Here is a 22,466-nt window from a genome sequence, read left to right as displayed (position 1 = left end):
GTGACAGCACCGACCTATCAGCGCTGGCGTCCGGCGCTACAACTCATCCGCCCGTTGGCCGCTCGACACCGGCACAGCCTGCGCGACGTCGAAGCCAGCCAGTCCCGACTGTTCATCACCCGCGGTTGCCCCGTCCCTGGTGGCGAGCCGCCGTTCACGATCGACATCTACCGCCCGGCGCGGCGCCCCGAACCACTGCCGGTGCTGATCTGGTGGCACGGCGGCGGATTCGTGGTCGGTGACAAGAGCGCTGTGTGCTGTCTGGCCACCGGTATCGCCGATGCGACGGGGTGGGTGGTGATCTCGGCGGATTACGCGCTGAGTCCGGAGTCGGCGTACCCGACCGCTGTCCTGCAGGGGCACACGCTCCTGAGGTACGTCGCAGGGAACGCCGCCGCCCTCGGAGTCGACCCGCAGCGGGTCGTCCTGGGCGGCGACTCCGCGGGCAGCGGACTGGCGGCGCAACTGGTGGGGATGCAGACCAACCCGCGGTTGGCCGGGCGGATGGGCACGACACCAGCCGACGTCACGGTGACCGGGGCGGCGTTGTACTGCGGGCCCTCGAACATGGACACCCTGGCGCAGACCGGCTTCCCCTTCCTGAAACTCTTCCTTCCCGCCTACACCGGGCGCCGAGATTGGCGGTCCCTCAGTCGTCTCGACGAGTTGTCCGCAGTGCGTTGGGTGACACCGAACTGGCCGCCGACCCTGCTCACCGGCGGTGACGCCGACCCCATGACGTCCCAGGTCATCGAGTTGCGGGACACTTTGCAGCGCAACGGAGTTCGCACGATCACGGATATCCATGAGGAAACCGGCGAGGGACTTGGGCACGAGTACGAATTGCGTTACGACACCGTCGCCGGTCGCCACGTGCTCGATCTGACGGCCGACTTCCTGCGCGGTCAACGAGGGGAGACCCGCAGCGCGGACACCGAGTCCGCGTCCCCGGTCAGCACCAGCCCCTGATGGACGGGAGTGATCGTCGTATTGATGGTGCGCGGTGCTTGGTTGGTACGGCGGCCTGCACGATCACACGGCGCGGTCTGCGACCCGACGCGTTTCATATCCTCCGCCGTCATCTCGGGGCGAATGACGATGGTGGTGCGGTATTCGCACCAGTTCTGGTCGCCGACGGCGGTGTCGTGGGCTCCGCTGACCGGGTCGACGGCCACGTAGCCGTGTCCTGTCGAATAGATCCACCAACCGCGCGCGTCGCTCGGAACGGCGCTGTCATCGGCCAGGTTGTGCGGATCGCTCCCCAGCGGAATCTGCCACGTCGCGGTGCCGGTGGCCGGGTTGAATCCCTGGATGGTGACATCCAGGCCTTGATACGTGACCTTGGCGGCGGGTCCGTCACCGGTGATGATCTCGGTCCCCCGCACCGCGCACCGCACGAAGGCGGGTTGCTCCCCCGGATGTGACGCGCCGCAATCGGTCAGCTGGCCGCGGCCGGTCCACGCGACGTGCCCCGACGCCTGTTCGATACCCAGCGACCGGATCTTACCGAGGTCGATCTGCCACGCGCCGCCTTTCTTCTCCCCCGGGAACAGGTCGATACCGACCATGTGACTGCGGTCGTCGGACCAGGTCCACCAACCCCGGTCGGTGCTCGCACCGGGCGCCATCGTCTGCAACGGCAGTGACCACTGCTGCACGCCGTCCTTGGTGTAGGTGAGCATTTCCGGATCTCGTTGGAGCGGATCGGACAACCCATCGCCCAAGGTGCGTCCGGTGGGCAGGGTGAAGCTGGTGAGCTCGCCGGTGCGCAGATCGGCCCGCCACGTGGTGTCCTCCGTCCGGCCGCAGAAGGCCCGGTCGTGATCGCACGCCTGTGGCGTTGCGCGCCACAGGGTCTTGTTGGTCTTCGTCTGCTTGCCGGTCTTCAGATTGACCAGCCACATGGGTGCTGAACCCTTGAGATCCTCGTTCTCACCGTAGAAGGCCACCGTGTCGCCGAGCGTGCCGTAACCCACCGCGACGCCCTGTGTAGCGCCGGAGGGTGAGGCACCGATCCGGAACCGGTCCTTGCCGTTGGCGAGGTCGAGACCGAACGCATACAGCTGGTTGCGTTGCACGCCCAAGAAGAAGACGGTCGAGCCGACGACGGTGAACTCTGTGGCCGGCTCGATGTCCTTGCGAGTCCAGGCAACCCCGTGCACCGCACGCTGACCGGCGGGTACTGCGACGGGCGACGGTGTTGCCCCAGATGGTGTTGACCTGGAGGGTGTGCCGGACTGGGTGGGGGCGGTTGTGGAGCACGCCGCCAGGCCGGCGACCAACGAGAGAGCGAGGGCGGCACGTCGTACGGTGAGGAACATGCTCGCACCGTACGAGCGTTCGACGCCCTCGCGCCGAGTCCACCGGCCCGACCTGTGGACAACCTCAGAACGTGAGGATCAGCTTGCCCGTCGTCGCCCGACCTTCCAACGCCTCGTACGCCGACACCGCGTCAGTCAGCGGGTACTCGCCACCGATCTGCAACTTCAGCGAACCATCGGCCAGGGCGCCCAGGATGTCCCTGGCTCGCCAGAGCAACTCCTCGCGCGTCTGCAGGTAGGCACCCAGTGAGGGCCGCGTGACGAACAGTGAGCCCAGTTGGTTCAGCCGCTGCAGGTCGAACGGCGGTACCTGGCCGCTGGCACCGCCGAAGAGCACGCCCATCCCCCGGGGTCGCAAAGACTTCAGCGACGCATCGAAGGTCGCCTTCCCGACGCCGTCGTACGCCACGTCCACACCGCGACCCGCCGCCGATCGCACGGCAGCCGACAGATCGTCAGCGGACAGGCCGGTGTAGTCGATCGTGTGCGCAGCGCCGAGGCCACGGGCGATCGCCAGCTTGTCCGAGGTGCCGGCCGTTGCCACGACCGTTGCGCCCTTGGCGGTGATCAGCTGGACGAGCAACTGACCGACACCACCAGCGGCGGCATGCACCAGAGCGATCTCGCCTTCCTTCACCGGCCACGTCGAGTTGACCAGGTAGTGCGCGGTCATGCCTTGCAACATCGCAGCCGCTGCAACATCCAGATCGAGACCATCGGGCACCGGAACCACCAGTGCGGCAGGCAGATTCACCAGTTCAGCGGCGCTGCCGGGAGACTGTCCCCAGGCGACGCGGTCACCGACCGCCACGTCAGTGACGGCTGAGCCGACCTGCTCGACGACACCCGCGCCCTCCTCACCGAGAGTGAAGGGGGTGTTCTGCGGGTAGACACCCTGACGCTTGTAGACGTCGATGAAGTTCACGCCGGCAGCAGCAACGCGGACCTGCACCTGGTCAGGCGCTGGTGCGGGGATCTCCACGTCGCGGACCGCGAGGACGGACCGGTCGCCGTGTTCGGTGACAACGAGTGCTCTGCTCATGAGAAAACAGTAGGCCGGTAGAGCTGCACCGCACCCACCGGAGCGTATCCGGCGGCCAGCGCGGCGTGCGTGCTCGCGACGTTCCCCGGAGACACTGCGACCACCACCGGCTCATCGGCGAGCCGCCGGGCCTCCAGCAACAGGTTGCGCCCCACCCCCTGCCCACGCAGCGCGGGCGCTACCTCAAAGGCCGCTTCGAGGTAGCCGGCAATACCGCGACCGAGCACCAGCACACTCGTCCGATCGCCGAAAACCCTCACCTGCGAGCGCAACTCACGCGCACGACGTACACGCGGGTGGTCGTTTAGGTCGTGGCGCTCGGTGAGCTCCCCAGGCTCCGCGAGTGGCTCGGCAATCAGGATCTGGTCGAGTACGTCGATCCACCCGTCCGCGCCCGCCAGGGCTACCAGCACGCGCGGGTCGTGCGCTCCCCCGAAGCCATCGACCCCCAGCTGCGTCAATTCCTCGTCGCTCCACGAATCCGGCGCACTGACAAAGGCGTGCCCGGTCAACGCAATCACCGCGAACAGTCCGGGTCGCCAGGGTGCAACCCGGGTCCAGCCACCATCGACCGGCGGGCGATCCAGCAGATTCAAGCGATTCACTCGAACCGGGACGGGTCACCGGCACCGACGCGGACGACCTCGGGGTACCCCGCGGAGAAGTCCACGACGGTCGTCGGCTCGGTCCCGCATTCACCGGAGTCGATAACCGCGTCGACCTGGTGATCCAACTCCTCTTTGATCGCCCAGCCGTCGACCATCGGCTCCTCCTCGCCGGGAAGCAGCAGGGTGCTGGACAGCATGGGCTCACCGAGTTCCTCCAGCACGGCGCACGCCACCGGGTGATCGACGATCCGGACCCCCACGGTGCGCTTCTTGGGATGCAGCAGCCGGCGCGGCACCTCCGAGGTCGCCGGCACGATGAACGTGTAACTACCCGGGGTCGCCGCCTTGATCGCCCGGAAGGTTGCGTTGTCCAGCTGCACCAACTGGCCGAGTTGACTGAAGTCGTGGCAGACGATCGTGAAGTGATGTTTGTCGTCCAGGTGCCGGATCCGCACGATGCGGTCCTTAGCGTCGGCGTTGCCGAGCATGGCGCCGAGTGCGAAACAGGAATCGGTGGGGTAGGCGATCAGGCCCCCGTCGCGCAGGATGTCCACGACCTGCCGGACGCTGCGGGGTTGCGGATCGGCCGGGTGGACGTCGAAGTAGCGGGCCATCACCCCACGGTATTGGCTGGAACGCGTTTGGCGTAGGCCGCCTTGACCTTGGCCCTCGTGAATCCGGTCCCTTCGTACAGACCGAGCGCGCCGGTCGGATTCTGCGAGTCGACATCGAGCTCCGCCCGCTCGAAACCGGCCGCCTGAGCGGCCCGGAGCGATCCGAGCAGGGTTGCTTTCGCCAGTCCGCGGCCGCGCGCCGCCCGGCGGGTGCCGACGATCCCGATGTAGAACTCACCCTCGACGTACCGTGAGGCCAGCGTGAACGCCAACACCTCGCCGCCCGGGCTGATGGCAATCCGGGACAGGTCGGCCCGGAACGGACGACCGAGCATGAAGTCGTCCCACTTCTGCGGCGACCACACGGTCGAGCCCCAGTGGTCCCGGAAGGAGTCCGCATGCGCCAACCGGATGGCTTCGCGCTGGTCAGCGTCCGAAGCGTCGACCGGGATGACATCGCCCGCAGGCACGGCGATCTCGGCATCGGGAAGATCGGCGATCACCATCTGGGTGAAGTAGCGCACCGGTTCGTAGCCGCAGTGCTCCAACAGGCCCCGCACATCCGCACCCTCGGTCTGCCCGGGAACGCCGAGGTGGATCGGCGTATCCGGATGCCGGGTCCGTGCGACGGCAACAGCGCGAGTCTCCATGCGCTGCAACAGGTCTCGGCCGATGCCTCGGCGGCGGTGACTGGGCAGAACGCCCCCGCCGAGGTCGCAGCGCACTGCTCCCTCGTTGTTCAGGTCATAGACGCGGACCTGACCGTAGGCGACCATCGTGTCGCCATCCCACACGGCCCAGGTGTCCTTGCGTGGATCGACACCAGCCTCGGTCAGTTCCTCGGCGAGGTCCGCCTCGTCGTAGAACTCACCGGTACCGTCGGCGACCGCCAACTCGTTGGTCAACCGGCTCCAGGCCGGGACGTCGTCGATGGGTGTCCAGCGCATGGGTTCTATCGTGCCCAGCGCTCCACCAGAGTGCGAACGACTTTCAGATCCCGCGTCGTCGCGACGTGCCCGCCGCGTTCCAGTCGGGCGTTGCTGAGCTTCGCTTCGTGCGTGGATTTGGCCAGCCACCAGGCGACTTCGCCGGCCCGGGCGTGCAGCCGTTCACCGTCGACATCCCAGGCGTCCAGTTCCTGCACCTTCTCGTGGCCGATCGGGTCGGCGAAGAACGTGACGTACTGCCGGGTCGACTCCGGCAATGGACTGACCAACCCCTCCACCCAGTCCAGCGTCTCGCGCAACTGCGCAGGTGTCCGCACGATGCACGGCACCTCGAAGCCGAACTCGCCCTCGATCACCTGTTCCAGCGACCTGCGTACCGCCGCCGCACTCCGCTTGCGGGTGCCGATCAGTAGGTTGCCGCTCTGGATGTACGTCTCCACCTCAAAGCCGCCCGCTTGCAGCACTTCTCGCAGACGCGCCATCTTGACCCAACGAGGGGCGACGTTGACGGCTCGCAGCAGAACGACGTACTCACTCAACGGGTCAGTCGACCTTCATGACCACGTCGGTCGGCAACAACACGGTCCGGCTCACCGTGCAGAGCCGCTCATGCGATCGGCGTACGGCGTCCGGCAGCTCCGCGCGCGCCGCGTCGCCCGCCTCGCCCTCGGGGAAGCGCACGGTGAAGGTGACGTCGATCGGGCCCATGTGGTTGCCCTGTTCGTCACGTAACTTGTCGCCTTCGGCGACCACGTCGAACCCCGTCGGCTCAGCGCGGCGGGTCGTGAAGATGTCCACGTCGATGGCGCTGCAGCCGGCGATGGCGGTCAGGAGCAACTCCACAGGACTGAACAGGTCGTCGCTGGCGTCGCCGAACTCCAACGTGCCGCCGCGGGCGTTGGTCGCGGTGAAGTGGCCGGCGGAGGTGCGGGTGATGCTCACGCTGCGGTGGTTGGTCATTCCACTAGCGTAGAGAGGTGACCCAGCATCCCGACCGCAAGCACTTCCCGGACAATTGCATCGTCCTGATCCGGCACGGTGAGACCAAGTGGTCTCTCACCGGGCAGCACACCGGCGTGACCGACCTGCCGTTGCTGCCGGAGGGCGAGAAGGGCGCTCGGCGGGCCGGCGAACTGATCAAACACCTGGACATCGGCCATACGTTCGTCTCGCCGTTGCTGCGCGCCCGTCAGACCGCCGAACTGGCCGGGCTCAAGAACTACGAGATCGATGATGACCTGCGCGAGTGGGACTACGGCGGCTACGAGGGCCTCACGACCGATCAGATCCGGGAGAAGATCGGCAATCCGGACTGGGAGATCTTCACCAACGGCGTGGTGCCCGGGGACACCCCCGGCGAGACCGTCGAGGACGTCTCGGCCCGGGTGAGCCACGTCGTCAACCGGGTCCTACCGCTGCTGGAGGAGTCGAATGTGGCCCTGGTGGCGCACGGTCACTCGTTGCGCATCTTCGCGGCGACCTTCCTGCAGAAGAACCCCCGGTTTGCCGGGCAACTCCGCCTCGACGCGGGCGCCTTGTCGATCCTGGGTTACTACCACCAGTACCCGAGCATCGAAGTATGGAACCGTCGCGAGCGAAGCTGAGGTCTCACCAGGTGTGCACTGGTGCGTTGTCGCCCATGTGCTCCAGATAGCGCTCTAGCAATCCCGCCAGCGCGGTACGCCGATCAGCCCCCTTGCGCTCCAACTCCTCCACGCACGCGACCTGCCAGGAGGCGCCGTTCACCTCGCGCCGACACCGCTCCTCGATGATCCCCAGGTAGCGTGCCGCCACGTCGTGCGCGACCCCGCGATGGGCCAGCCCGTCGTACGCCAACGGCACCAGATGCCGCTGGACCAACTCGACCGCCGTCACGGTCCCGTAGCCGGGCCAGTAGACCTCCGCCTCGATCCCCCGGCGGGCGCACTCGGTGAAGTTGGCGTACGCCGCGGCGAAGCTCATCCGGGTCCACACCGGTCGCTCGTCGGCGGTGAGCCGGTCCATCAGGCCGAAGTAGAAGGCCGAATTGGCAAGGGTGTCAACGATGCTCGGCCCCGCCGGCAGAACCCTGTTCTCCACCCGCAGGTGTGGCTCGCCACCCACCACGTCGTAGATCGGCCGGTTCCAGCGGTAGATGGTGCCGTTGTGCAGCCGCAACTCGGGCAGGGCGGGTGCGCCTCCATCCTCGAGGACGGCGACCGGATCCTCTTCAGAACACTCCGGCAACAACGCGGGGAAGTAGCGCACGTTCTCCTCGAACAGGTCGAAGATGCTGGTGATCCAGCGCTCCCCGAACCACACCCGCGGCCGGACCCCTTGGTTCTTCAGCTCGATCGCGCGAGTATCGGTGGCCTGCGCGAAGAGCTCGACCCGCGTCTCCGCCCACAGGCGCCGGCCGTAGAAGTACGGCGAGTTGGCACCCATCGCCAGCTGCAGCCCGGCGACCGCTTGGGCGGCGTTCCAGTAGTCGGCGAACTGCATCGGCTCGACCTGGAGGTGCAATTGCACTGAAGTGCAGGCGGATTCGGGGGCGATCGTATCGGCGTACGTCGCCAATCGCTCCCCCGTCATGCCCTGGATGTCGATGAAGATGTCCTCACCACGGGCGTTGACGATGGATTCGTTCAGCGCCTGGTACCGGTTGTTGGCGCTCATCCAGTCGGCGTCGAAGTGCTCCGGCATCAAGGTGGGCAGGATCCCGATAGCGCAGATCCGCACGTCGAGTTCCCGGGCGCGACGCTCCGCCTCGTTCAGGCTGGCCCGCAACTCCTCCTCCAACTTCCGGGGAGCATCACCGGGCAACGCACGCGGCGGGACGTTGAGCTCGATGTTGTATTGGCCCAACTCGGTTTGATAATCCGGGTCGGCGATGGCCTTCAGGATGCTGGCGTTCTTCATCGCAGGCTGCATATCGGCGCCGACGAGGTTGAGCTCGATCTCCATCCCGGTCAGCCGCTTCTCGGCCGGAAAGGCATGCGTGCGCAGCATCCGCTCGAAGACGTCGAGGTCCTGACGCACCTTCTCCCGGTAGCGCTGACGGTCCTCGCGCGTGAATCCGGTACCTGCGACCTCGTCACCCATGGGCACAGCCTAGGCGCGCCTCGTCGAGGCTGTCAGAGGTCGCGCTTATGGTGCAGCCATGCGGTTCTTGCACACCTCCGACTGGCACCTGGGACGCTCGTTCCACGGGGCCGGGCTGCAGGCTGCACATGAGCTCTACCTCGATCAGCTGATCGAGGTCACCCGCTCCGAAGGCGTCGATGCGGTGCTGGTCTCCGGCGACATCTACGACCGCGCGATTCCCTCTCCGGAGACCGTGGCATTGCTGGACGACGCGCTCTCCCGGCTGCTCGACACCGGCGCCGCAGTGATCGTCACCAGCGGCAACCACGATTCGGCCGTGCGCCTCGGCTTCGGAGCGCGGATGCTGGAGTCCGCCGGGCTGCACATCCGCTCCCACCTGTCGTCAGTGCGGCGACCGATTCCGGTCGGCGACGGGTTCGTGGTGCCGGTGCCCTACCTGGACCCCGCGGGGGTCGCGGACTCACTCGGTGCCACCGAACGCACCCACGCCGCGGTCCTGCGGGCGGCCCTGTCAGATCTGCCCGCAGGTGAGGGTCCGATGGTGGCGATGGCGCACACGTTCGTCACCGGCGCGACCTCCTCGGACTCGGAACGGGACATCAGTGTCGGCGGCCTTGCCGCAGTGCCCGCCGCCGTGTTCGATCAGTTCGACTACGCAGCGCTGGGGCACCTGCACCGACCGCAAGCGGTGACTGACTCGGTGGTCTACTCCGGGTCACCGGTCGCGATGTCGTTCAGTGAGGCCGACCAGGTCAAGGGCACCGAGTTGGTCACCATCGCAAATGGCGTGCTGTCGCGAGAGACGATCGCCGCACCAGTGGAGCGACCCGTGGTCCGCCTGCGCGGCCCGTTGACCGAGCTGTTGTCCTCGTCGGCTTTCACGTACGCCGAGAGGGCGTGGTGCGAGGTCACGCTGACTGACCCGACGCGGCCGTTGGGGGCCATGGATCAGGTCCGCCGCCGGTTCCCGCACACGCTCAGGCTTCAGTTCTCCTCGGACACAGTCGATCTTTCGACTCGCCGTGGGTACGCCGAAAAGGTCCGGGGCCACAGCGAATTCGACGTCTGCTGCGGATTCCTGTCGCATGTGCGCGGCGGCACCGGCGCCTCCGAGCAGGAGTCGGAGTTGTTGCGTTCGGCTCTGGCATCGGCGGCCCGGGTCGAGCGCGAGGAGGCCTCCGATGATGTGGTGCGCAGCGCATGAGAATTCATCAGCTGACCGTGTCCGCCTTCGGACCGTTCGCCGAGACCCAGGACATCGACTTCGATGCCGTGGGGTCAGCAGGGCTGTTCCTGATCCACGGTCGCACCGGCGCCGGCAAGTCGAGCCTGCTGGACGCGATGTGCTTCGCGCTGTTCGGCAGCATTCCGCGGCAACGGGTCTCGAATGCCGCGGTCAAGGTCGCCAGTGACCACGCACCCGGTGAGCAACCAACGGTCAGCATGGAGTTCTCCGTGGCGGGCCGCCGGCTACGCATAACCCGTACCGCCAGTTACGAGGTGGTCGGCCGCAAAGGGCAGAGCACCACTCGCCGGTCCACGGTCCGGCTGGAGGAGTTGCGGGCCGGGCACTGGCAGGAGCAGGCCGTCAAGGAGCAGGAGACCGGAGAGTTCATCAAGCGCACTCTCGGTCTGGACCTGCAGCAGTTCGTCCAACTGATCCTGTTGCCACAGGGCGAGTTCGCGGCCTTCTTGCGCGCCAAACCGGACGACCGCGGTGTCCTGTTGGAGCGACTGTTCGCGATCGATCGGTTCCGCGGAGTGGAGTCGTGGCTGACCGAGCGACGCTCGATGGCGCGCGCTCGACGCGACGAGGCGTCCGTCGCGGTGGTGCGCTGCAGGGACCGGATCGAGGAAGTGCTGGTATCCAGCGGCCGTGCGGAGTCGCTGCCGGAAACAGACCTACCGTCGGCGGTCACAACATTGCTGGTCCAGCTCGAAGACGCTGCAACCGAGGCGATGACCCGGGCACAGACTGCGGCTGACGCAGCGGTGGTCGCGCGACGGTCCTTGGTCGAAGCGCAGCAGCGAGCGGCCCGGCGCGCTGAAGCCGCTGCTGCGATCGCCGAGCGGGATGCCCTGCTCGGCGCGGCCGGCCTACAGACGGACCGACGCTCACGGCTGGCAGCAGCACGCCGCGCCCAACAGGTCGATCCGCTCGCGGAGGCACACCGTGCTCGGGTCACGCGGCACGCTGCTTCGCAGGTCGCGGTCGAGACGGCCGTTGCCGCACTTCCGACGGCATTACAGGGCAAAGGCACCGACGATTGGTGGCCCCGGTTGACGGCAGCGCTTGCTGCGGGTGGTGCAACCCTGGCGGGCCTGCCACCGCTGACGGCATCGCTGCAGCGGACCGCCGAGCGCCGGAACCAGTTGCGCGACAAGGGTGCAGCGACTGCGGCGGTGGTGGAAGAACTGCAGCACAGGCAAGCCGCGGTGGTGGCCACGCGGGCGACACTGCACACGACAACGGCGTCCGCGCCAGCGGTGACGGCCCTGTCCCACTCGGTCAACGCGGCTGTCGCAGCCCTCGGCAAACTGTCCGACGTCGCCGGCACGATCGCCGCCGCGCGGACCGCATGCGAGTCGGCGCTGCGCACCGCGGCGGCCACCGAAGCAGCCAGCTCTCGGGCCCGGACCGAACTCGACCGACTGCGCGCTGCCCGGCTGGCAGGCATCGCGGCAGAGCTCGGGGCCGACCTCGAGGATGGCGACGCGTGCCCGGTCTGCGGCTCGACAACGCACCCCAGTCCGGCGACCCCCACGGCTGACGCTGTCACCGCCGATGACGTGGCCGAGGCTTCGAGCGTGGCGGACGGTGCCCTCGCCGCTGCGGCCGCCGCCGACCAGGCCCTTGCCGCCGCCCGAGCCAGACTGACCACCTTGGAGGCTCAGTGGAGTGCTGCGCACGCTGACCTGCCGGCCTGGGACGACGTCAGCGCGTGGCTGCCCGCCGATGCGATGTCGGCTGCAAGCTCGGTCTGGTCGGCGACCTCGCCAATCGAGCCGGGCGTCCTCGACGGACTCGTGGGCGCGGCTGCCGTGGTGCAACAAGATGCAGCACACGAAGTCGAGCGAGTCAGCGACGCAGAACGCGCACTGGCCGAACTGGACACGGCCGCAGAGCAGGTGGCAGCCGAACTCTCCGCGGCGACGGCCGATCTCGCGACCGACCAGGCGCGTCTGACGGACGCCGAAGCAGAGCTCGCCGAGCTCCACAGCACCATCGAGGGGGCGCTGCAGGTTCACGCGGACACCTGCCCCTGCGGGAGCGACCCCGCGGGGCACGCAGCGGCCAGCACCGCGGTCGATCAGGTGGTGCGGCTGCTCACGACGGCCACCACCGATCAGGAACTCGTCGAGCAAGCAGCTGCTGACCTGGCTACCGCGTTGGCCGCCCAGGACTTCCCCGATCTCGCCAAGTACAGCGAATCCCGTTGCAGCGCAGCGGAAGTGGCGTCGATAGAGGCCGCCATCTCCGACTACGACGCCCGTCTGCAAGCGACCACCGCGGTGCTCGAACTGCCGGCCGTCGTCGCCGCTTGCGCCGCGCCCGCAGAGGACCTGTCCGAGTTGGAAGCGGCCGCCGCCCATGCAGAGGAGCGCGCCGACCGTGAGCGGGCGGCGGCGACCGCACTCGAAACGACGGTCACCCGGCTACGCACCTTGTCCGCTGACCTCGCAAGCGTGCACTCGGCGTACGTTGCGGCGAATGAGAAGTTCGCCACCATTGCCTCACTCGCCGACACGGTCAACGGCTCCGGCGAGGACAACACCCTCCGAATGCGTCTGTCCGCCTACGTGCTCGCCGCGCGACTGGAGTCGGTGACCACCCTCGCCAACGAGCGGCTGACCGCGATGAGTGACGGCCGGTTCACCCTCGAGCACAGCGACGCGCGGGCCAAGCACGGCGCGCGCAGTGGTCTGGGCCTGGTCGTCCGGGACGCCTGGACCGGACAAACGCGCGACACGGCCACGCTGTCCGGGGGCGAGTCCTTCATGGCGTCGCTGTCACTGGCCCTCGGGTTGGGCGACGCGGTCCTGGCAGAGACCGGCGGACGGCCCTTGGAGACCCTACTGGTCGACGAAGGTTTCGGGTCACTCGATCAGGACACCCTGGATCGAGTGCTACAGGTCCTGGACGAATTGCGGGCGGGCGATCGTGTCGTCGGGATCGTCAGTCACGTCCCGGACCTGCGCCAACGCATCCCCACCCAGTTGGAAGTCCGCCGCTGCGAGACTGGTTCGACTGTCCGCATCCGGGACGGAGCCAGCGCGGCGTAACCCGACCGGTGCGATAATTCGGCCGTGGCCCGCGATATCCGACAGTCCAAGAAGCTCCAGCACGTGCGGTACGACGTGCGCGGCCCGATCCTGGTCGAGGCCGAGCGCTTGGAAGCCGAAGGGCACCGGATCCTGAAGCTGAACATCGGCAACCCGGCCCCGTTCGGTTTCGAGGCGCCCGAGACGATCCTGCAAGACATGGTGCATCACCTGCCCAACGCGCAGGGGTACAGCGACTCCCGTGGGATCTACTCGGCCCGTACGGCGGTCGCCAACTTCTACCAGGCCGAGGGCCTGACCGACGTCCGGGTCGAGGACGTCTTCATCGGTAACGGCGTCAGCGAGATGATCTCGCTGGTGCTGCAGGCGTTTGTCGACGACGGCAACGAGATCCTGGTGCCGGCGCCGGACTACCCCTTGTGGACCGGAGCGGTGTCCCTGGCCGGCGGGACACCGGTGCACTACCGCTGCGACGAGGCCGACGACTGGAACCCCGATCTGGCCGATATCGAGTCCAAGATCACCGAGAACACGCACGCGTTGGTCGTCATCAATCCCAACAACCCGACTGGTGCGGTCTACTCCCCCGAGATCCTCCAGGGTCTGGCCGACATCGCCCGGCGGCACGACCTGGTCCTGTTTGCCGACGAGATCTACGAGAAGATCCTCTTCGACGGCGCCGTTCACCACCACCTGGCGGCATATGCCGCAGAGGACGTGCTCTGTCTGACCTTCAGTGGACTGTCCAAGGCGTATCGGGTCGCCGGGTTCCGCAGCGGCTGGGTCACCATCACCGGACCCCGGCGGCGGGCAACCGACTTTCTCGAGGGCCTGACTCTCTTGGCGAATATGCGGATGTGCGCGAATGTCCCTGCGCAGCATGCGATCCAGACCGCGTTGGGTGGATACCAGTCCATCAACGACCTGCTGCTCCCGGGCGGACGGCTGCTCGAGCAGCGCAACGTCGCCTACGACATGCTCAACGCGATCCCGGGGGTGTCCTGCGTGAAGCCGATGGGGGCGCTGTACTGCTTCCCGCGGCTGGATCCGCAGGTCTACCCGATCGCCGACGATGAGAAGTTCGTCATCGACCTCCTGCGGGAGACCAAGATCCTGGTCACGCACGGCACTGGGTTCAACTGGCCCGAGCCCGACCATTTCCGGCTGGTGACGCTGCCCTCCGTCGAGGACCTCACCGAGGCGCTGACCCGGATCGGCGACTACCTGGCCACCATCCGCGTCTGACCGTCCACCCGCTCGATGAGCGCCGTCGAGGTTCTGGTGCAGGACATCCGCCGCGAGTTGCGCGCGGCTGCCGACCCACTGCTTGCGCCTGGCCAACAGCAGTACATGAAGTCCGCCATGCCCTACCTCGGCGTCCGCGTACCCGCTGCTCGACGGATCGCGCGGGCAGCCGTACGAGACATCACCGACCCAGTCACGGTTCGTGCCGCAGCGCTGCGACTCTGGGACGGGGCAACCCATCGCGAGGAACGGTACGCCGCGCTCGCGCTTCTCGCGACTAAAACCATTGCCGGACAGCGCGATTCGATGCCTCTTGTCGAGCACTTCATTCGCACCGGCCAGTGGTGGGACTACGTCGACGAAGCGGCGCACCGGCTCCGGGAGTTGCTCGACGCCGGCATCCCCGGGGTGCCCGATCTGCTGCGCGGTTGGAGCCGGGACCCGGACTTCTGGATCCGCCGGGCGGCGATCATCGCGCAACTCGGCCGCGGCGAAGCCACCGACCTGGTATTGCTTACCGACGCCATCGAACCCAGCCGTGAGGACAACGAGTTCTTCCTTCGTAAGGCGATCGGCTGGGCGCTGCGGGATGCCGCTCGGGCACACCCCGACTGGGTGCGCACCTACCTGGCGACCCACGTCCTCTCGCCGCTCAGCCGCCGGGAAGCCGCCAAACACCTCTGAGAGGTATCAGGCATCGAAGGCGGCCCGCAACATCGTGTCGAACCCGAAGGTGCGCAGAAGCTCCCCCGCCCCCGTCCCCGGAGATGTCGCCCACGACGGCGAACTGCGCTACAACGCCGTCCGGAGACATGCCATCGACGGAACGCGCGCACCACCAACTGTCTCGCGATTCGACGAATTCAGCTGTGCACGAACAGTACTCGTATCACCTGCGACCTTCGGTGAGGAGTAGCTCTGCCGGGCAGGGAGCTGCCCTCGTTGTCCTACGGGTCATCCTTGCCCGACGCTCGCCGGAGCGCCCAGCGCCATTCGAGATCGAGGAGATACTCCTCAAGCGGCGACCACGCCTGGGAGGGTTCATTGACCAGCGGAGGCCGCGTCGTGGCCTGCAGTCCCCCGCTGCTGACGAGCACCTCACGGGCATGACCGGTCACATGCCACGCCGGATGTTCCTTGACCAAATTGCACCACTGACAGTCGCCTTCGGCGTTGTCTGCGCTGGTCGCGCCTCCCTTCGCGTGGGCAGTGATGTGGTCGATCTCCTTGATGGGAGCACCGCACCAAGGCGTGCGGCAGCGCCGGTCGCGCCACTGCACGAACTGGGCGAGCAACCCGCGGAAGAACCGGCTCTTGCTCTCCATCCCGACCAACTGGCCGCTACCCGGATGGACGAACAAGCGACGTACGTCGACGCCGTCCTCGCGCTGGGACAGCAACTCGCGCACCTCACCGGCCGGGATCGGCCCATAGCCAGGCAGGTAACCCGGCTCATTGCCCGAGATGAGCGAGTCGATGGGCACGACGAGATTGACGTGTACGTCGACTGGTTCCGTCACGGGGTCCCGACCCGAGACACGGTGCACCAGAAGGTCTGCCATCCACTGCCGCGGAGTTCGATCTGGCCCTTTCTCAGGGCGGGGCTGCCGCTTCGCGGCGTTCGCGCCCTTACGCAGCGCTTCCAAGCAGGCGCGACCCTCAACAGCAGGCAGGAAAGCCGACAGGTGCGCCATTCCGTCACGCGCCGACCGAAGACTGACGTGTCGATCGGCGCGGGCGGCCTCCGCGCGGCGTGCCGCGAGTTCGGGATCAACCCGGTGCGCCGCGGTCCGGACATCGTCGGACAGGTGACGGTCCGACGTCCGGCCAAGGGTGTCTGCCACCTTCTCGATGACGCGGTCTCGGTCCTCGGGTGTGAGGCCATCGGTCTCCCGGCGGATGATCCCGGCCTGCTCCTCATTCAGCTCACCGGTCCGCATCGCCTCACGCACCGGTTCGGCGGCCACGGTCAGATGCGCGATACGCAGTAGTCGACCGGCCTGCACCGGAGAGCGACGCCGCGCGAGTCCGAGCTGAGCGGCGACCACCCGGTCGGTGTGTGACGGGAGTACGAAGCCCCGAGCAGCATCCTTCTCCGCTTGCTCGCGATGCAGAGCGACCGTGACGTCGGCCTGCCGCGCCGTCAGAGTGTTCTTGAGGTCCTCCATACAGCGGACCGCTTCCCACGTCGGCTCATCGAGCTCCACCTCGGCGATCCACTCCTGGAAGGCGCGCACCACCGAGGGCACATCGGACGCTGCGTCCGGGTGTCGCTCGGCGATGATCTGGGCCATGGATCAGACCCTAGGTGCGACCACCGACAGCCTCCCTCAGCGCTGGCTTGGCGGTCGTTTCCAGCCAGCGACGCGGGCGATCGTCGTGCCCGTACAGGCCCTGGAACTGGTGGCGTCGATGACCGATTCATCGAGCCCTGTGACGAGGTCTAGCGGTCGATACCACTCGCGCATCTCCGCCTCCCCGAACTCATCCCTGTTCGGCTTGGTCATGTGTCGGCGCACGGTCTCCTCGAATGGGACGTCGAGATAGTAGGCGGCGAAATAGCCACTGTGATCGGCCCGCAAACCGCGAAGCAGGTCGCCATAAACCGAAGAGTTGAGGATCCCCTCGATCACCACGTCGAGACCTCGCGCGAGGCACCAGCGCGCGGTGTCGCCGATGAGATCGACAGCGAGCGTGCCGGGGCGGTCGTTGGTTTTGAGGAGGTCACGTCGTATCGCATCCTGTCCGATCCGCGCAATTCGGCCTTTGTTAGCTGTTTGAAGGTCTGCGGCGACACACGACTTTCCGGATCCGCTGTTGCCGCGAATCACCACCAGCCGGGGCCCGACGACACTCATGCGCCGACCACTCCCAGGGATGCGACGGTAAAGCGTCGCCGGATCGCAGCCGCCAATTGCGTTGCAGCCGAGCGGTACTCCGGAAGAGCCCGGCTGCGGGCGAGTGCGTCGAGCGAATGGCATAGGCGGTCCGGCACCGGCGGGGCGGGCCGATCTGCGCGCTCCGGCCACCCCGTAGAAAGGGTGGGAAGGAGCCAACTGATCGACAACCAGCGCCACGCATCAGCCGCCAACTCCACGTCTTTCTGCACGGCCCGCCAGGTGGAGTCGTCGCATACGAAGACCTCGCGCCACCGCCCGAGTGCCGACCGCCCCAACCCCGGCGGCAACCGCCAGGCGCACCAACACGACGGCCACGGGACCAACAGATAGGCGAGGTCCCACGCCAGGTGGCGGACCGTCGCAAACTCCAGATCGAGGAAGTAGGCGCCCTCGTCGGTCAAGAGATTGTTATCCGGGCACATGTCACCTGCCGACAACACCTCCAGTGACGTCTCGAATGAGCCCGCTACGTCGCGCAATTCAACGAATCCATGACGTACGTCGACCCCCAGGTCGGCCGCCTGCGTCACCAGATCGTCAGCCGCTTCGTCGAGTGGGCCGGGCATGTAGTCAGCCAGAGAATCGGGCACCAGCACCCGTGCCTTAACACCGGCACGGTGGAACCGGGCTAATCCGGTCGCCCACGCGAGCAGCGCACGCCGGGTCAGCAGCGGATCACCGGTCAGCATGCGGGAGGCGAGATCCGGGTGGTCGCCCAGGTCGGACATGATGAAGAGGTCGGGGGCATGGGCGACCAATGTGGGTGTGACGGTGGATCCGACCGCCGAAAACGCCTCCAGCGCAGCAACTTCCGGTGACGGCTCGGGAATCAGGCGGCGTTTGGCGACAACGGTGTCGGCTTCGACCGAGGATCGACGCAGTCGCAGTACCTGATGTCGGGATCCGCTCGGCAGCGGGTCACCGACGAGGGCCAACGGCTCACCGAGCAGTGTCGATGCGAGTTCCACTGTCTCCTGAACCTGGTCGGTCACCTGGCCAACGTTGCCACAAGCCAATTCGTCGTGACAGTCAATAACTGGTCCGCCGCCGAGGAATGCGACAGCACGTTGAAGATGTGATCGGCCCCGTCGATCTCGACCAACGCACGGTCCGGCGCATCTGCGACCAACCGGGAAGACGCGGCCGGCGAGACGACTGTGTCCGCTGTGCCGCACACCGCCAGTACCGGGACGGTGACGGCCGCGGCCGCCGCACCGAGGTCCATCGCCCGGAACTCCTCGAGCCACTGCCGGGAGAATTCGAAGGTGCGGTACCCGAGATCGATGACCGCCGAGGACGCGCCGTCACTCAGCACCCCGGGAAAAGCGCCAGCCAGATCGGACGTAGTCAGCACCCCGGCGGACCAGGTCACGAGAGCGGCGAGTGCGGGATCCTGAGCCGCGAGCAGCAACGCGATCATTCCGCCCTGGGACATCCCCAGCACCGCTACCCGGGAGACGGACGGCTGCCCACGCAACCACGTCACCGCCGCTTGAGCATCGGACAATTCCGAGGTCACCGTGAAATCGGTCTGCGGCCGGGAGCTCGCCCCACAACCAGCGAAATCGATGCGGAGAGAGGCAATTCCGCCTGCCACAAGAGACTCGGCCAACCGGACGAAGAGTCCGCCTACCTCGTCACGCTCGCTCGCCGTACCGTGCAACAACAGCACCGCCGGAGACGGAGAGGTGCCGGGCGACACGAAATCACCCGGCACCTCACCAATCAAGACCTCAGTCACCGACGTGCTCGAACGCCTCCGGCGACGGGCAGGAGCAGATCAGGTGCCGGTCGCCGTACGCGCCATCGATCCGGCGCACCGGCGCCCAGTACTTACGCAGCGGGTCGACCCCCGCCGGGAAGGCAGCCTCCTCACGCGAGTACGGGTGCTCCCATTCACGGACCAGCGAAACCGCCGTGTGCGGAGCGTGTCGCAGCACCGAATCCTCGGCGGACACAACGCCATCGATCACCTGCTGGATCTCGGCGCGGATCGCGATCATCGCATCGCAGAACCGGTCGATCTCTTCCAGGGATTCACTCTCGGTCGGCTCGACCATCAGCGTGCCGGCCACCGGGAAGCTCATCGTCGGCGCGTGGAAGCCATAGTCGATCAGTCGCTTGGCGACGTCGTCGACCGTGACGCCGGACTCCTTGGTCAGCCCCCGCAGATCCAGGATGCACTCGTGCGCGACCAGGCCGCCGTCACCGGAGTAGAGCACCGGGTAGGACGAATTCAACCGCGCGGCAATGTAGTTCGCGTTCAGGATCGCCGTCTCCGTCGCCTGGGTCAGGCCCGCGCCGCCCATGAGGCGTACGTAGGCCCAGGAGATCGGCAGGATCGAGGCGGACCCGAACGGTGCGGCCGAAACCGGACCGACCGCCGAGGGCGCGAACGGCGTACCCGGCAAGTACGGCGCCAAGTGGCTACGCACCGCGACCGGGCCGACGCCCGGACCACCGCCGCCGTGTGGGATGCAGAACGTCTTGTGCAGGTTCAGGTGCGACACGTCGCCACCGAACTTGCCCGGCTGCGCTAGTCCCACAAGGGCGTTCAGGTTCGCGCCGTCGATGTAGACCTGCCCACCGGCCTCATGCACCAGATCACACAGCTCGGTGATCGTGTCCTCGAAGACGCCGTGCGTCGAGGGGTAGGTGACCATGATCGCCGCGAGGTTCTCCCCGTGCTGCTTGATCTTGATCTTGAGGTCGTCCATGTCGATCTCGCCGGTCGGCGCGGTCTTGACGACGACGACCTTGAGCCCGGCCATCACCGCCGAGGCCGCGTTCGTGCCGTGCGCCGACGCGGGGATCAGACAGATGTTCCGGTCGCGATCCCCGTTGGCCTCATGGAAGGCGTGGATCGCCAGCAGACCTGCGAACTCCCCCTGGGAGCCGGCGTTGGGCTGCAGCGACACGGCGTCGTAGCCGGTGATCGCACACAACCACTGCTCCAAATCGTCGATCAGCGAACGGATCCCGACGCTCTGGTCCGCCGGCGCGAACGGGTGCAGATTGGCGAACTCCGGCCAGGTGATCGACTCCATCTCCGTGGTCGCGTTGAGCTTCATCGTGCACGACCCGAGCGGGATCATGCCCCGGTCCAGGGCGTAGTCGCGGTCGGCGAGCGTGCGCAGGTAGCGCAGCATCGCCGTCTCGCTGTGGTGGGCGGAGAACACCGGGTGGGTGAGGAAGTCCGACGTACGCCGCAACTCGGCCGGCCAGGCGACCTCACCTTCCAGCGCGGGGACGGCCGTGAGCCCGAACGCGGCGGCCAGATCGGCCAGGTCTGAATCGGTCGTCGTCTCGTCCAGGCTGATCGAGACCCGGTCGGCGTCGACGCCGTGGATGTTGATGCCGTTCGACAGGGCCGCCGCCACCAACTCCGCGCCGCGACCGGGCGCGACCACGGTCAGCGTGTCGAAGAAGGCGTCCGAGGCCAACTCGTAACCGGCAGCGGTCAGGGCGGCCGCCAGCGCACGCGTCTTGTCGTGCACCTGCTGCGCGATCCGGGTCAGTCCGGTCGGGCCGTGCCACACGGCGTACATCGAGGCCATCACGGCCAGCAGCACCTGGGCGGTGCAGATGTTGGAGGTCGCCTTCTCCCGGCGGATGTGCTGCTCCCGGGTCTGCAGCGCCAGGCGGTAGGCGGGCGCACCGTCCGCGTCGACGGACACCCCGACCAGGCGGCCGGGCAGGTTGCGCTCCAGGCCGGAGTGCACCGCCATGTACCCGGCGTGCGGGCCACCGAAGCCCATCGGGACCCCGAACCGCTGGGTGGTGCCGACGGCGATGTCAGCGCCCCATTCCCCCGGCGGCTTCAGCAAGGTGAGTGCGAGCAGGTCCGCGGCCGCAGTGACCAGAGCACCGGTCTCGTGCGCTTCGGCGACCCGCGCCGACCAGTCGGTGATGGAACCATCGGCGGACGGGTACTGCACCACGACACCGAAGACCTCGCGATCTCCCGCCAACGCGCGCAGGGAGTCACTCGACCGCAGGTCGGCGACGACGACGTCGAGGCCGAGCGGCACGGCGCGGGTGCGGGTCACCCCGATCGACTGAGGCAGGACCTGCTCGTCGACCAGGAGCACGGCGTCCTTGGCCGCCTTGCTCGCCCGGCGCATCAGCGTCATCGCCTCGGCAACGGCGGTCGCCTCGTCCAGCAGAGAGGAGCCTGCGACATCGAGGCCGGTCAGGTCGATGACCATGGTCTGGAAGTTCAGCAGCGCCTCCAAACGGCCCTGGCTGATCTCCGGCTGGTACGGCGTGTAGGCGGTGTACCAGGCCGGGTTCTCCAGGATGTTGCGCTTGACCACCGGCGGGGTGTGGGTGCCGTAGTAGCCCAGTCCGATCATCGAGGTGAGCACCGCGTTCTGCTCCGCCTTGGCCCGCAACTCCGCGATGACAGCCGGCTCGGACTCAGCGGCCGCGACGTCCAGCGCGGCAGGTTGGCGGATCCCACCCGGGATGGCCGTGGTGATCAGCGCGTCGAGCGACGGCTGGCCGATCGTGGCGAGCATGCGCTCGACGTCCGGGGACGACGGGCCGATGTGCCGGGAGACGAAATCAGTCATGACAGTCCTGAGGGGTTGAGACGAACGCAGAGGTACGGCGTCTCCCCCTCTGTCAGCACACGACCTTCAGAGCAGCCTCTTCCGGATGGTCCTGGTGCCTGAGAGGTTCTGGGGAGAGTTGCCCCGTCGGCGCTTCCCGAAACGGAAGCTCTCCCATCCGGCGTCGAAAGCTAACCCCGAGTATAGGCGGTCAGCTCACGTTGCGGCGCTGGCGCCGGGCACGCAGCTCATCACCGGGGTGCTCAGCCGGTGTCGCGGCATCGGGGCGTTCGCTCGGCAGTTCCGACAACGACCCTTCGACCTCGTGCCAGACGGTGCCGAGGGCGATACCGAAGACGCCCTGACCGCCACGGACCAGGTCGATGACCTCCGCATCCGAGGTGCATTCGTAGACGCTGGCACCATCCGACATCAAGGTGATGGAAGCCAAGTCCTCGATGCCACGGTCGCGCAGGTGGCTGACCGCGACGCGGATCTGCTGCAGGGAGACTCCGGTGTCCAGCAACCGCTTGACCACCTTCACCAACAGGATGTCGCGGAAGCTGTAGAGGCGCTGGTGCCCCGACCCGGAGGGGTTGCGCACGGACGGCTCGACGAGCCCCGTGCGCGCCCAGTAGTCCAGTTGCCGGTAGGTGACATCGACCGTGCTGCACACCACGGGGCCGCGGTAGCCCACGGCTTCGGTCATCTGCTCGGGCAGGTCTGGGGTGAACAAGGCGCCTTGTAACGGCGCGGGAGTGCTGCCGCGGCCGTCCTGCGCGCGGTTCGGAGCCTCGTTGCGGGCCACGGCTACCTCCGGATTTCTGTTCTGGTTGCTGGTTAAAGCTATGGCTGGGTGCGCGGGTGG

At 67.4% G+C, this 22,466-nt stretch carries 20 protein-coding genes and 1 riboswitch; of the genes, 6 read left to right on the top strand and 14 right to left on the bottom strand.

Features of this window, described 5'->3' with window-relative positions:
• Window positions 1–969 carry an alpha/beta hydrolase gene (locus DR843_RS05870; protein ID WP_170119760.1) on the top strand — a complete coding sequence of 323 codons (969 nt, stop codon included), beginning with the start codon at window positions 1–3 and terminating at the stop codon, window positions 967–969.
• On the opposite strand, the gene DR843_RS05865 is transcribed toward DR843_RS05870, so the two are convergent.
• The 7 genes from DR843_RS05865 to DR843_RS05835 form a co-directional block, all read right to left on the bottom strand.
• On the bottom strand, window positions 906–2,321 hold the full coding sequence (locus DR843_RS05865) for a hypothetical protein (protein ID WP_146202495.1): 1,416 nt from the start codon (window positions 2,319–2,321) through the stop codon (window positions 906–908). The genes DR843_RS05870 and DR843_RS05865 overlap by 64 nt on opposite strands.
• Before the next feature lie 64 nt (window positions 2,322–2,385).
• Entirely contained in the window at window positions 2,386–3,363 is a 978-nt protein-coding gene (locus DR843_RS05860; RefSeq protein WP_109684520.1) for a quinone oxidoreductase family protein, read from the bottom strand.
• Window positions 3,360–3,959 (bottom strand): N-acetyltransferase, encoded by a 600-nt coding sequence (locus tag DR843_RS05855; RefSeq protein WP_146202494.1) that lies wholly within the window; start codon window positions 3,957–3,959, stop codon window positions 3,360–3,362. The genes DR843_RS05860 and DR843_RS05855 overlap by 4 nt, the downstream gene beginning before the upstream one ends.
• A 5-nt stretch (window positions 3,960–3,964) precedes the next feature.
• Window positions 3,965–4,585, bottom strand: coding sequence for an L-threonylcarbamoyladenylate synthase (locus DR843_RS05850; protein WP_109684518.1), 621 nt, complete (start codon window positions 4,583–4,585; stop codon window positions 3,965–3,967).
• Window positions 4,585–5,532 carry a GNAT family N-acetyltransferase gene (locus DR843_RS05845; RefSeq protein ID WP_109684517.1) on the bottom strand — a complete coding sequence of 316 codons (948 nt, stop codon included), beginning with the start codon at window positions 5,530–5,532 and terminating at the stop codon, window positions 4,585–4,587. Before DR843_RS05845 ends, DR843_RS05850 begins: the two co-directional genes overlap by 1 nt.
• 5 nt (window positions 5,533–5,537) lie before the next feature.
• Window positions 5,538–6,071 (bottom strand): DUF1697 domain-containing protein, encoded by a 534-nt coding sequence (locus DR843_RS05840; RefSeq protein ID WP_109684516.1) that lies wholly within the window; start codon window positions 6,069–6,071, stop codon window positions 5,538–5,540.
• 4 nt (window positions 6,072–6,075) lie between these two features.
• Window positions 6,076–6,492 (bottom strand): OsmC family protein, encoded by a 417-nt coding sequence (locus tag DR843_RS05835; RefSeq protein ID WP_109684515.1) that lies wholly within the window; start codon window positions 6,490–6,492, stop codon window positions 6,076–6,078.
• Window positions 6,493–6,509: 17 nt separating this feature from the next.
• Here DR843_RS05835 and DR843_RS05830 point away from each other — a divergent pair, with 17 nt between their 5' ends.
• Window positions 6,510–7,136, top strand: coding sequence for a histidine phosphatase family protein (locus DR843_RS05830; protein ID WP_109684514.1), 627 nt, complete (start codon window positions 6,510–6,512; stop codon window positions 7,134–7,136).
• Between the two features lie 4 nt (window positions 7,137–7,140).
• Here the strand turns inward: DR843_RS05830 and DR843_RS05825 are convergent, their stop codons facing one another.
• Window positions 7,141–8,613: a glutamate-cysteine ligase family protein gene (locus DR843_RS05825; protein ID WP_109684513.1), complete on the bottom strand. Its 1,473-nt coding sequence runs from the start codon at window positions 8,611–8,613 to the stop codon at window positions 7,141–7,143.
• A 58-nt stretch (window positions 8,614–8,671) separates the two neighbouring features.
• Between DR843_RS05825 and DR843_RS05820 the strand changes: the two genes are divergently transcribed.
• The 4 genes from DR843_RS05820 to DR843_RS05805 are packed head-to-tail and all read left to right on the top strand — an operon-like array spanning window position 8,672 to window position 14,829.
• A complete protein-coding gene (locus tag DR843_RS05820; RefSeq protein WP_109684512.1) occupies window positions 8,672–9,820 on the top strand; it encodes an exonuclease SbcCD subunit D in 1,149 nt (382 codons plus the stop codon).
• Window positions 9,817–12,900, top strand: coding sequence for an AAA family ATPase (locus DR843_RS05815; RefSeq protein WP_109684511.1), 3,084 nt, complete (start codon window positions 9,817–9,819; stop codon window positions 12,898–12,900). Before DR843_RS05820 ends, DR843_RS05815 begins: the two co-directional genes overlap by 4 nt.
• Before the next feature lie 24 nt (window positions 12,901–12,924).
• Window positions 12,925–14,145 (top strand): pyridoxal phosphate-dependent aminotransferase, encoded by a 1,221-nt coding sequence (locus tag DR843_RS05810; RefSeq protein ID WP_109684510.1) that lies wholly within the window; start codon window positions 12,925–12,927, stop codon window positions 14,143–14,145.
• A gap of 15 nt (window positions 14,146–14,160) precedes the next feature.
• Window positions 14,161–14,829 carry a DNA alkylation repair protein gene (locus DR843_RS05805; RefSeq protein ID WP_109684509.1) on the top strand — a complete coding sequence of 223 codons (669 nt, stop codon included), beginning with the start codon at window positions 14,161–14,163 and terminating at the stop codon, window positions 14,827–14,829.
• A gap of 263 nt (window positions 14,830–15,092) precedes the next feature.
• On the opposite strand, the gene DR843_RS05800 is transcribed toward DR843_RS05805, so the two are convergent.
• The 6 genes from DR843_RS05800 to DR843_RS05775 all read right to left on the bottom strand — a co-directional run bounded on the left by DR843_RS05800 (window position 15,093) and on the right by DR843_RS05775 (window position 22,406).
• Complete coding sequence (locus DR843_RS05800; protein WP_109684508.1) at window positions 15,093–16,439, bottom strand: HNH endonuclease; 1,347 nt, start codon at window positions 16,437–16,439, stop codon at window positions 15,093–15,095.
• A gap of 36 nt (window positions 16,440–16,475) precedes the next feature.
• Window positions 16,476–17,003, bottom strand: coding sequence for an AAA family ATPase (locus tag DR843_RS05795; RefSeq protein WP_109684507.1), 528 nt, complete (start codon window positions 17,001–17,003; stop codon window positions 16,476–16,478).
• A complete protein-coding gene (locus DR843_RS05790; RefSeq protein ID WP_170119759.1) occupies window positions 17,000–18,037 on the bottom strand; it encodes a phosphotransferase family protein in 1,038 nt (345 codons plus the stop codon). The genes DR843_RS05795 and DR843_RS05790 overlap by 4 nt, the downstream gene beginning before the upstream one ends.
• Window positions 18,034–18,786, bottom strand: a complete 753-nt coding sequence (locus DR843_RS05785; RefSeq protein ID WP_109684505.1) for an alpha/beta hydrolase family protein — start codon at window positions 18,784–18,786, stop codon at window positions 18,034–18,036. Before DR843_RS05785 ends, DR843_RS05790 begins: the two co-directional genes overlap by 4 nt.
• Complete coding sequence (gene gcvP, locus DR843_RS05780; protein WP_109684504.1) at window positions 18,779–21,619, bottom strand: aminomethyl-transferring glycine dehydrogenase; 2,841 nt, start codon at window positions 21,617–21,619, stop codon at window positions 18,779–18,781. The genes DR843_RS05785 and gcvP overlap by 8 nt, the downstream gene beginning before the upstream one ends.
• A gap of 76 nt (window positions 21,620–21,695) precedes the next feature.
• Window positions 21,696–21,785: riboswitch (glycine riboswitch) on the bottom strand.
• Between the two features lie 24 nt (window positions 21,786–21,809).
• The gene (locus DR843_RS05775; RefSeq protein WP_281268793.1) at window positions 21,810–22,406 is read right to left on the bottom strand and encodes a MerR family transcriptional regulator; all 597 of its coding nucleotides are present in this window, start codon (window positions 22,404–22,406) and stop codon (window positions 21,810–21,812) included.
• Window positions 22,407–22,466: the final 60 nt, after the last annotated feature.

Source organism: Branchiibius hedensis (genome assembly GCF_900108585.1).
Classification (GTDB): domain Bacteria; phylum Actinomycetota; class Actinomycetes; order Actinomycetales; family Dermatophilaceae; genus Branchiibius; species Branchiibius hedensis.
This window is presented reverse-complemented; position numbering and strand designations above follow the sequence as displayed.

Excerpts from the sequence above, each read along its gene's own strand:
- DR843_RS05865 (WP_146202495.1), bottom strand. The coding sequence starts at position 2,321 with ATGTTCCTCACCGTACGACGTGCCGCCCTCGCTCTCTCGTTGGTCGCC.
- DR843_RS05860 (WP_109684520.1), bottom strand. The coding sequence starts at position 3,363 with ATGAGCAGAGCACTCGTTGTCACCGAACACGGCGACCGGTCCGTCCTC.
- DR843_RS05850 (WP_109684518.1), bottom strand. The coding sequence starts at position 4,585 with ATGGCCCGCTACTTCGACGTCCACCCGGCCGATCCGCAACCCCGCAGC.
- DR843_RS05845 (WP_109684517.1), bottom strand. The coding sequence starts at position 5,532 with ATGCGCTGGACACCCATCGACGACGTCCCGGCCTGGAGCCGGTTGACC.
- DR843_RS05835 (WP_109684515.1), bottom strand. The coding sequence starts at position 6,492 with ATGACCAACCACCGCAGCGTGAGCATCACCCGCACCTCCGCCGGCCAC.
- DR843_RS05825 (WP_109684513.1), bottom strand. The coding sequence starts at position 8,613 with ATGGGTGACGAGGTCGCAGGTACCGGATTCACGCGCGAGGACCGTCAG.
- DR843_RS05820 (WP_109684512.1), top strand. The coding sequence starts at position 8,672 with ATGCGGTTCTTGCACACCTCCGACTGGCACCTGGGACGCTCGTTCCAC.
- DR843_RS05815 (WP_109684511.1), top strand. The coding sequence starts at position 9,817 with ATGAGAATTCATCAGCTGACCGTGTCCGCCTTCGGACCGTTCGCCGAG.
- DR843_RS05805 (WP_109684509.1), top strand. The coding sequence starts at position 14,161 with ATGAGCGCCGTCGAGGTTCTGGTGCAGGACATCCGCCGCGAGTTGCGC.
- DR843_RS05800 (WP_109684508.1), bottom strand. The coding sequence starts at position 16,439 with ATGGCCCAGATCATCGCCGAGCGACACCCGGACGCAGCGTCCGATGTG.
- DR843_RS05795 (WP_109684507.1), bottom strand. The coding sequence starts at position 17,003 with ATGAGTGTCGTCGGGCCCCGGCTGGTGGTGATTCGCGGCAACAGCGGA.
- gcvP (WP_109684504.1), bottom strand. The coding sequence starts at position 21,619 with ATGACTGATTTCGTCTCCCGGCACATCGGCCCGTCGTCCCCGGACGTC.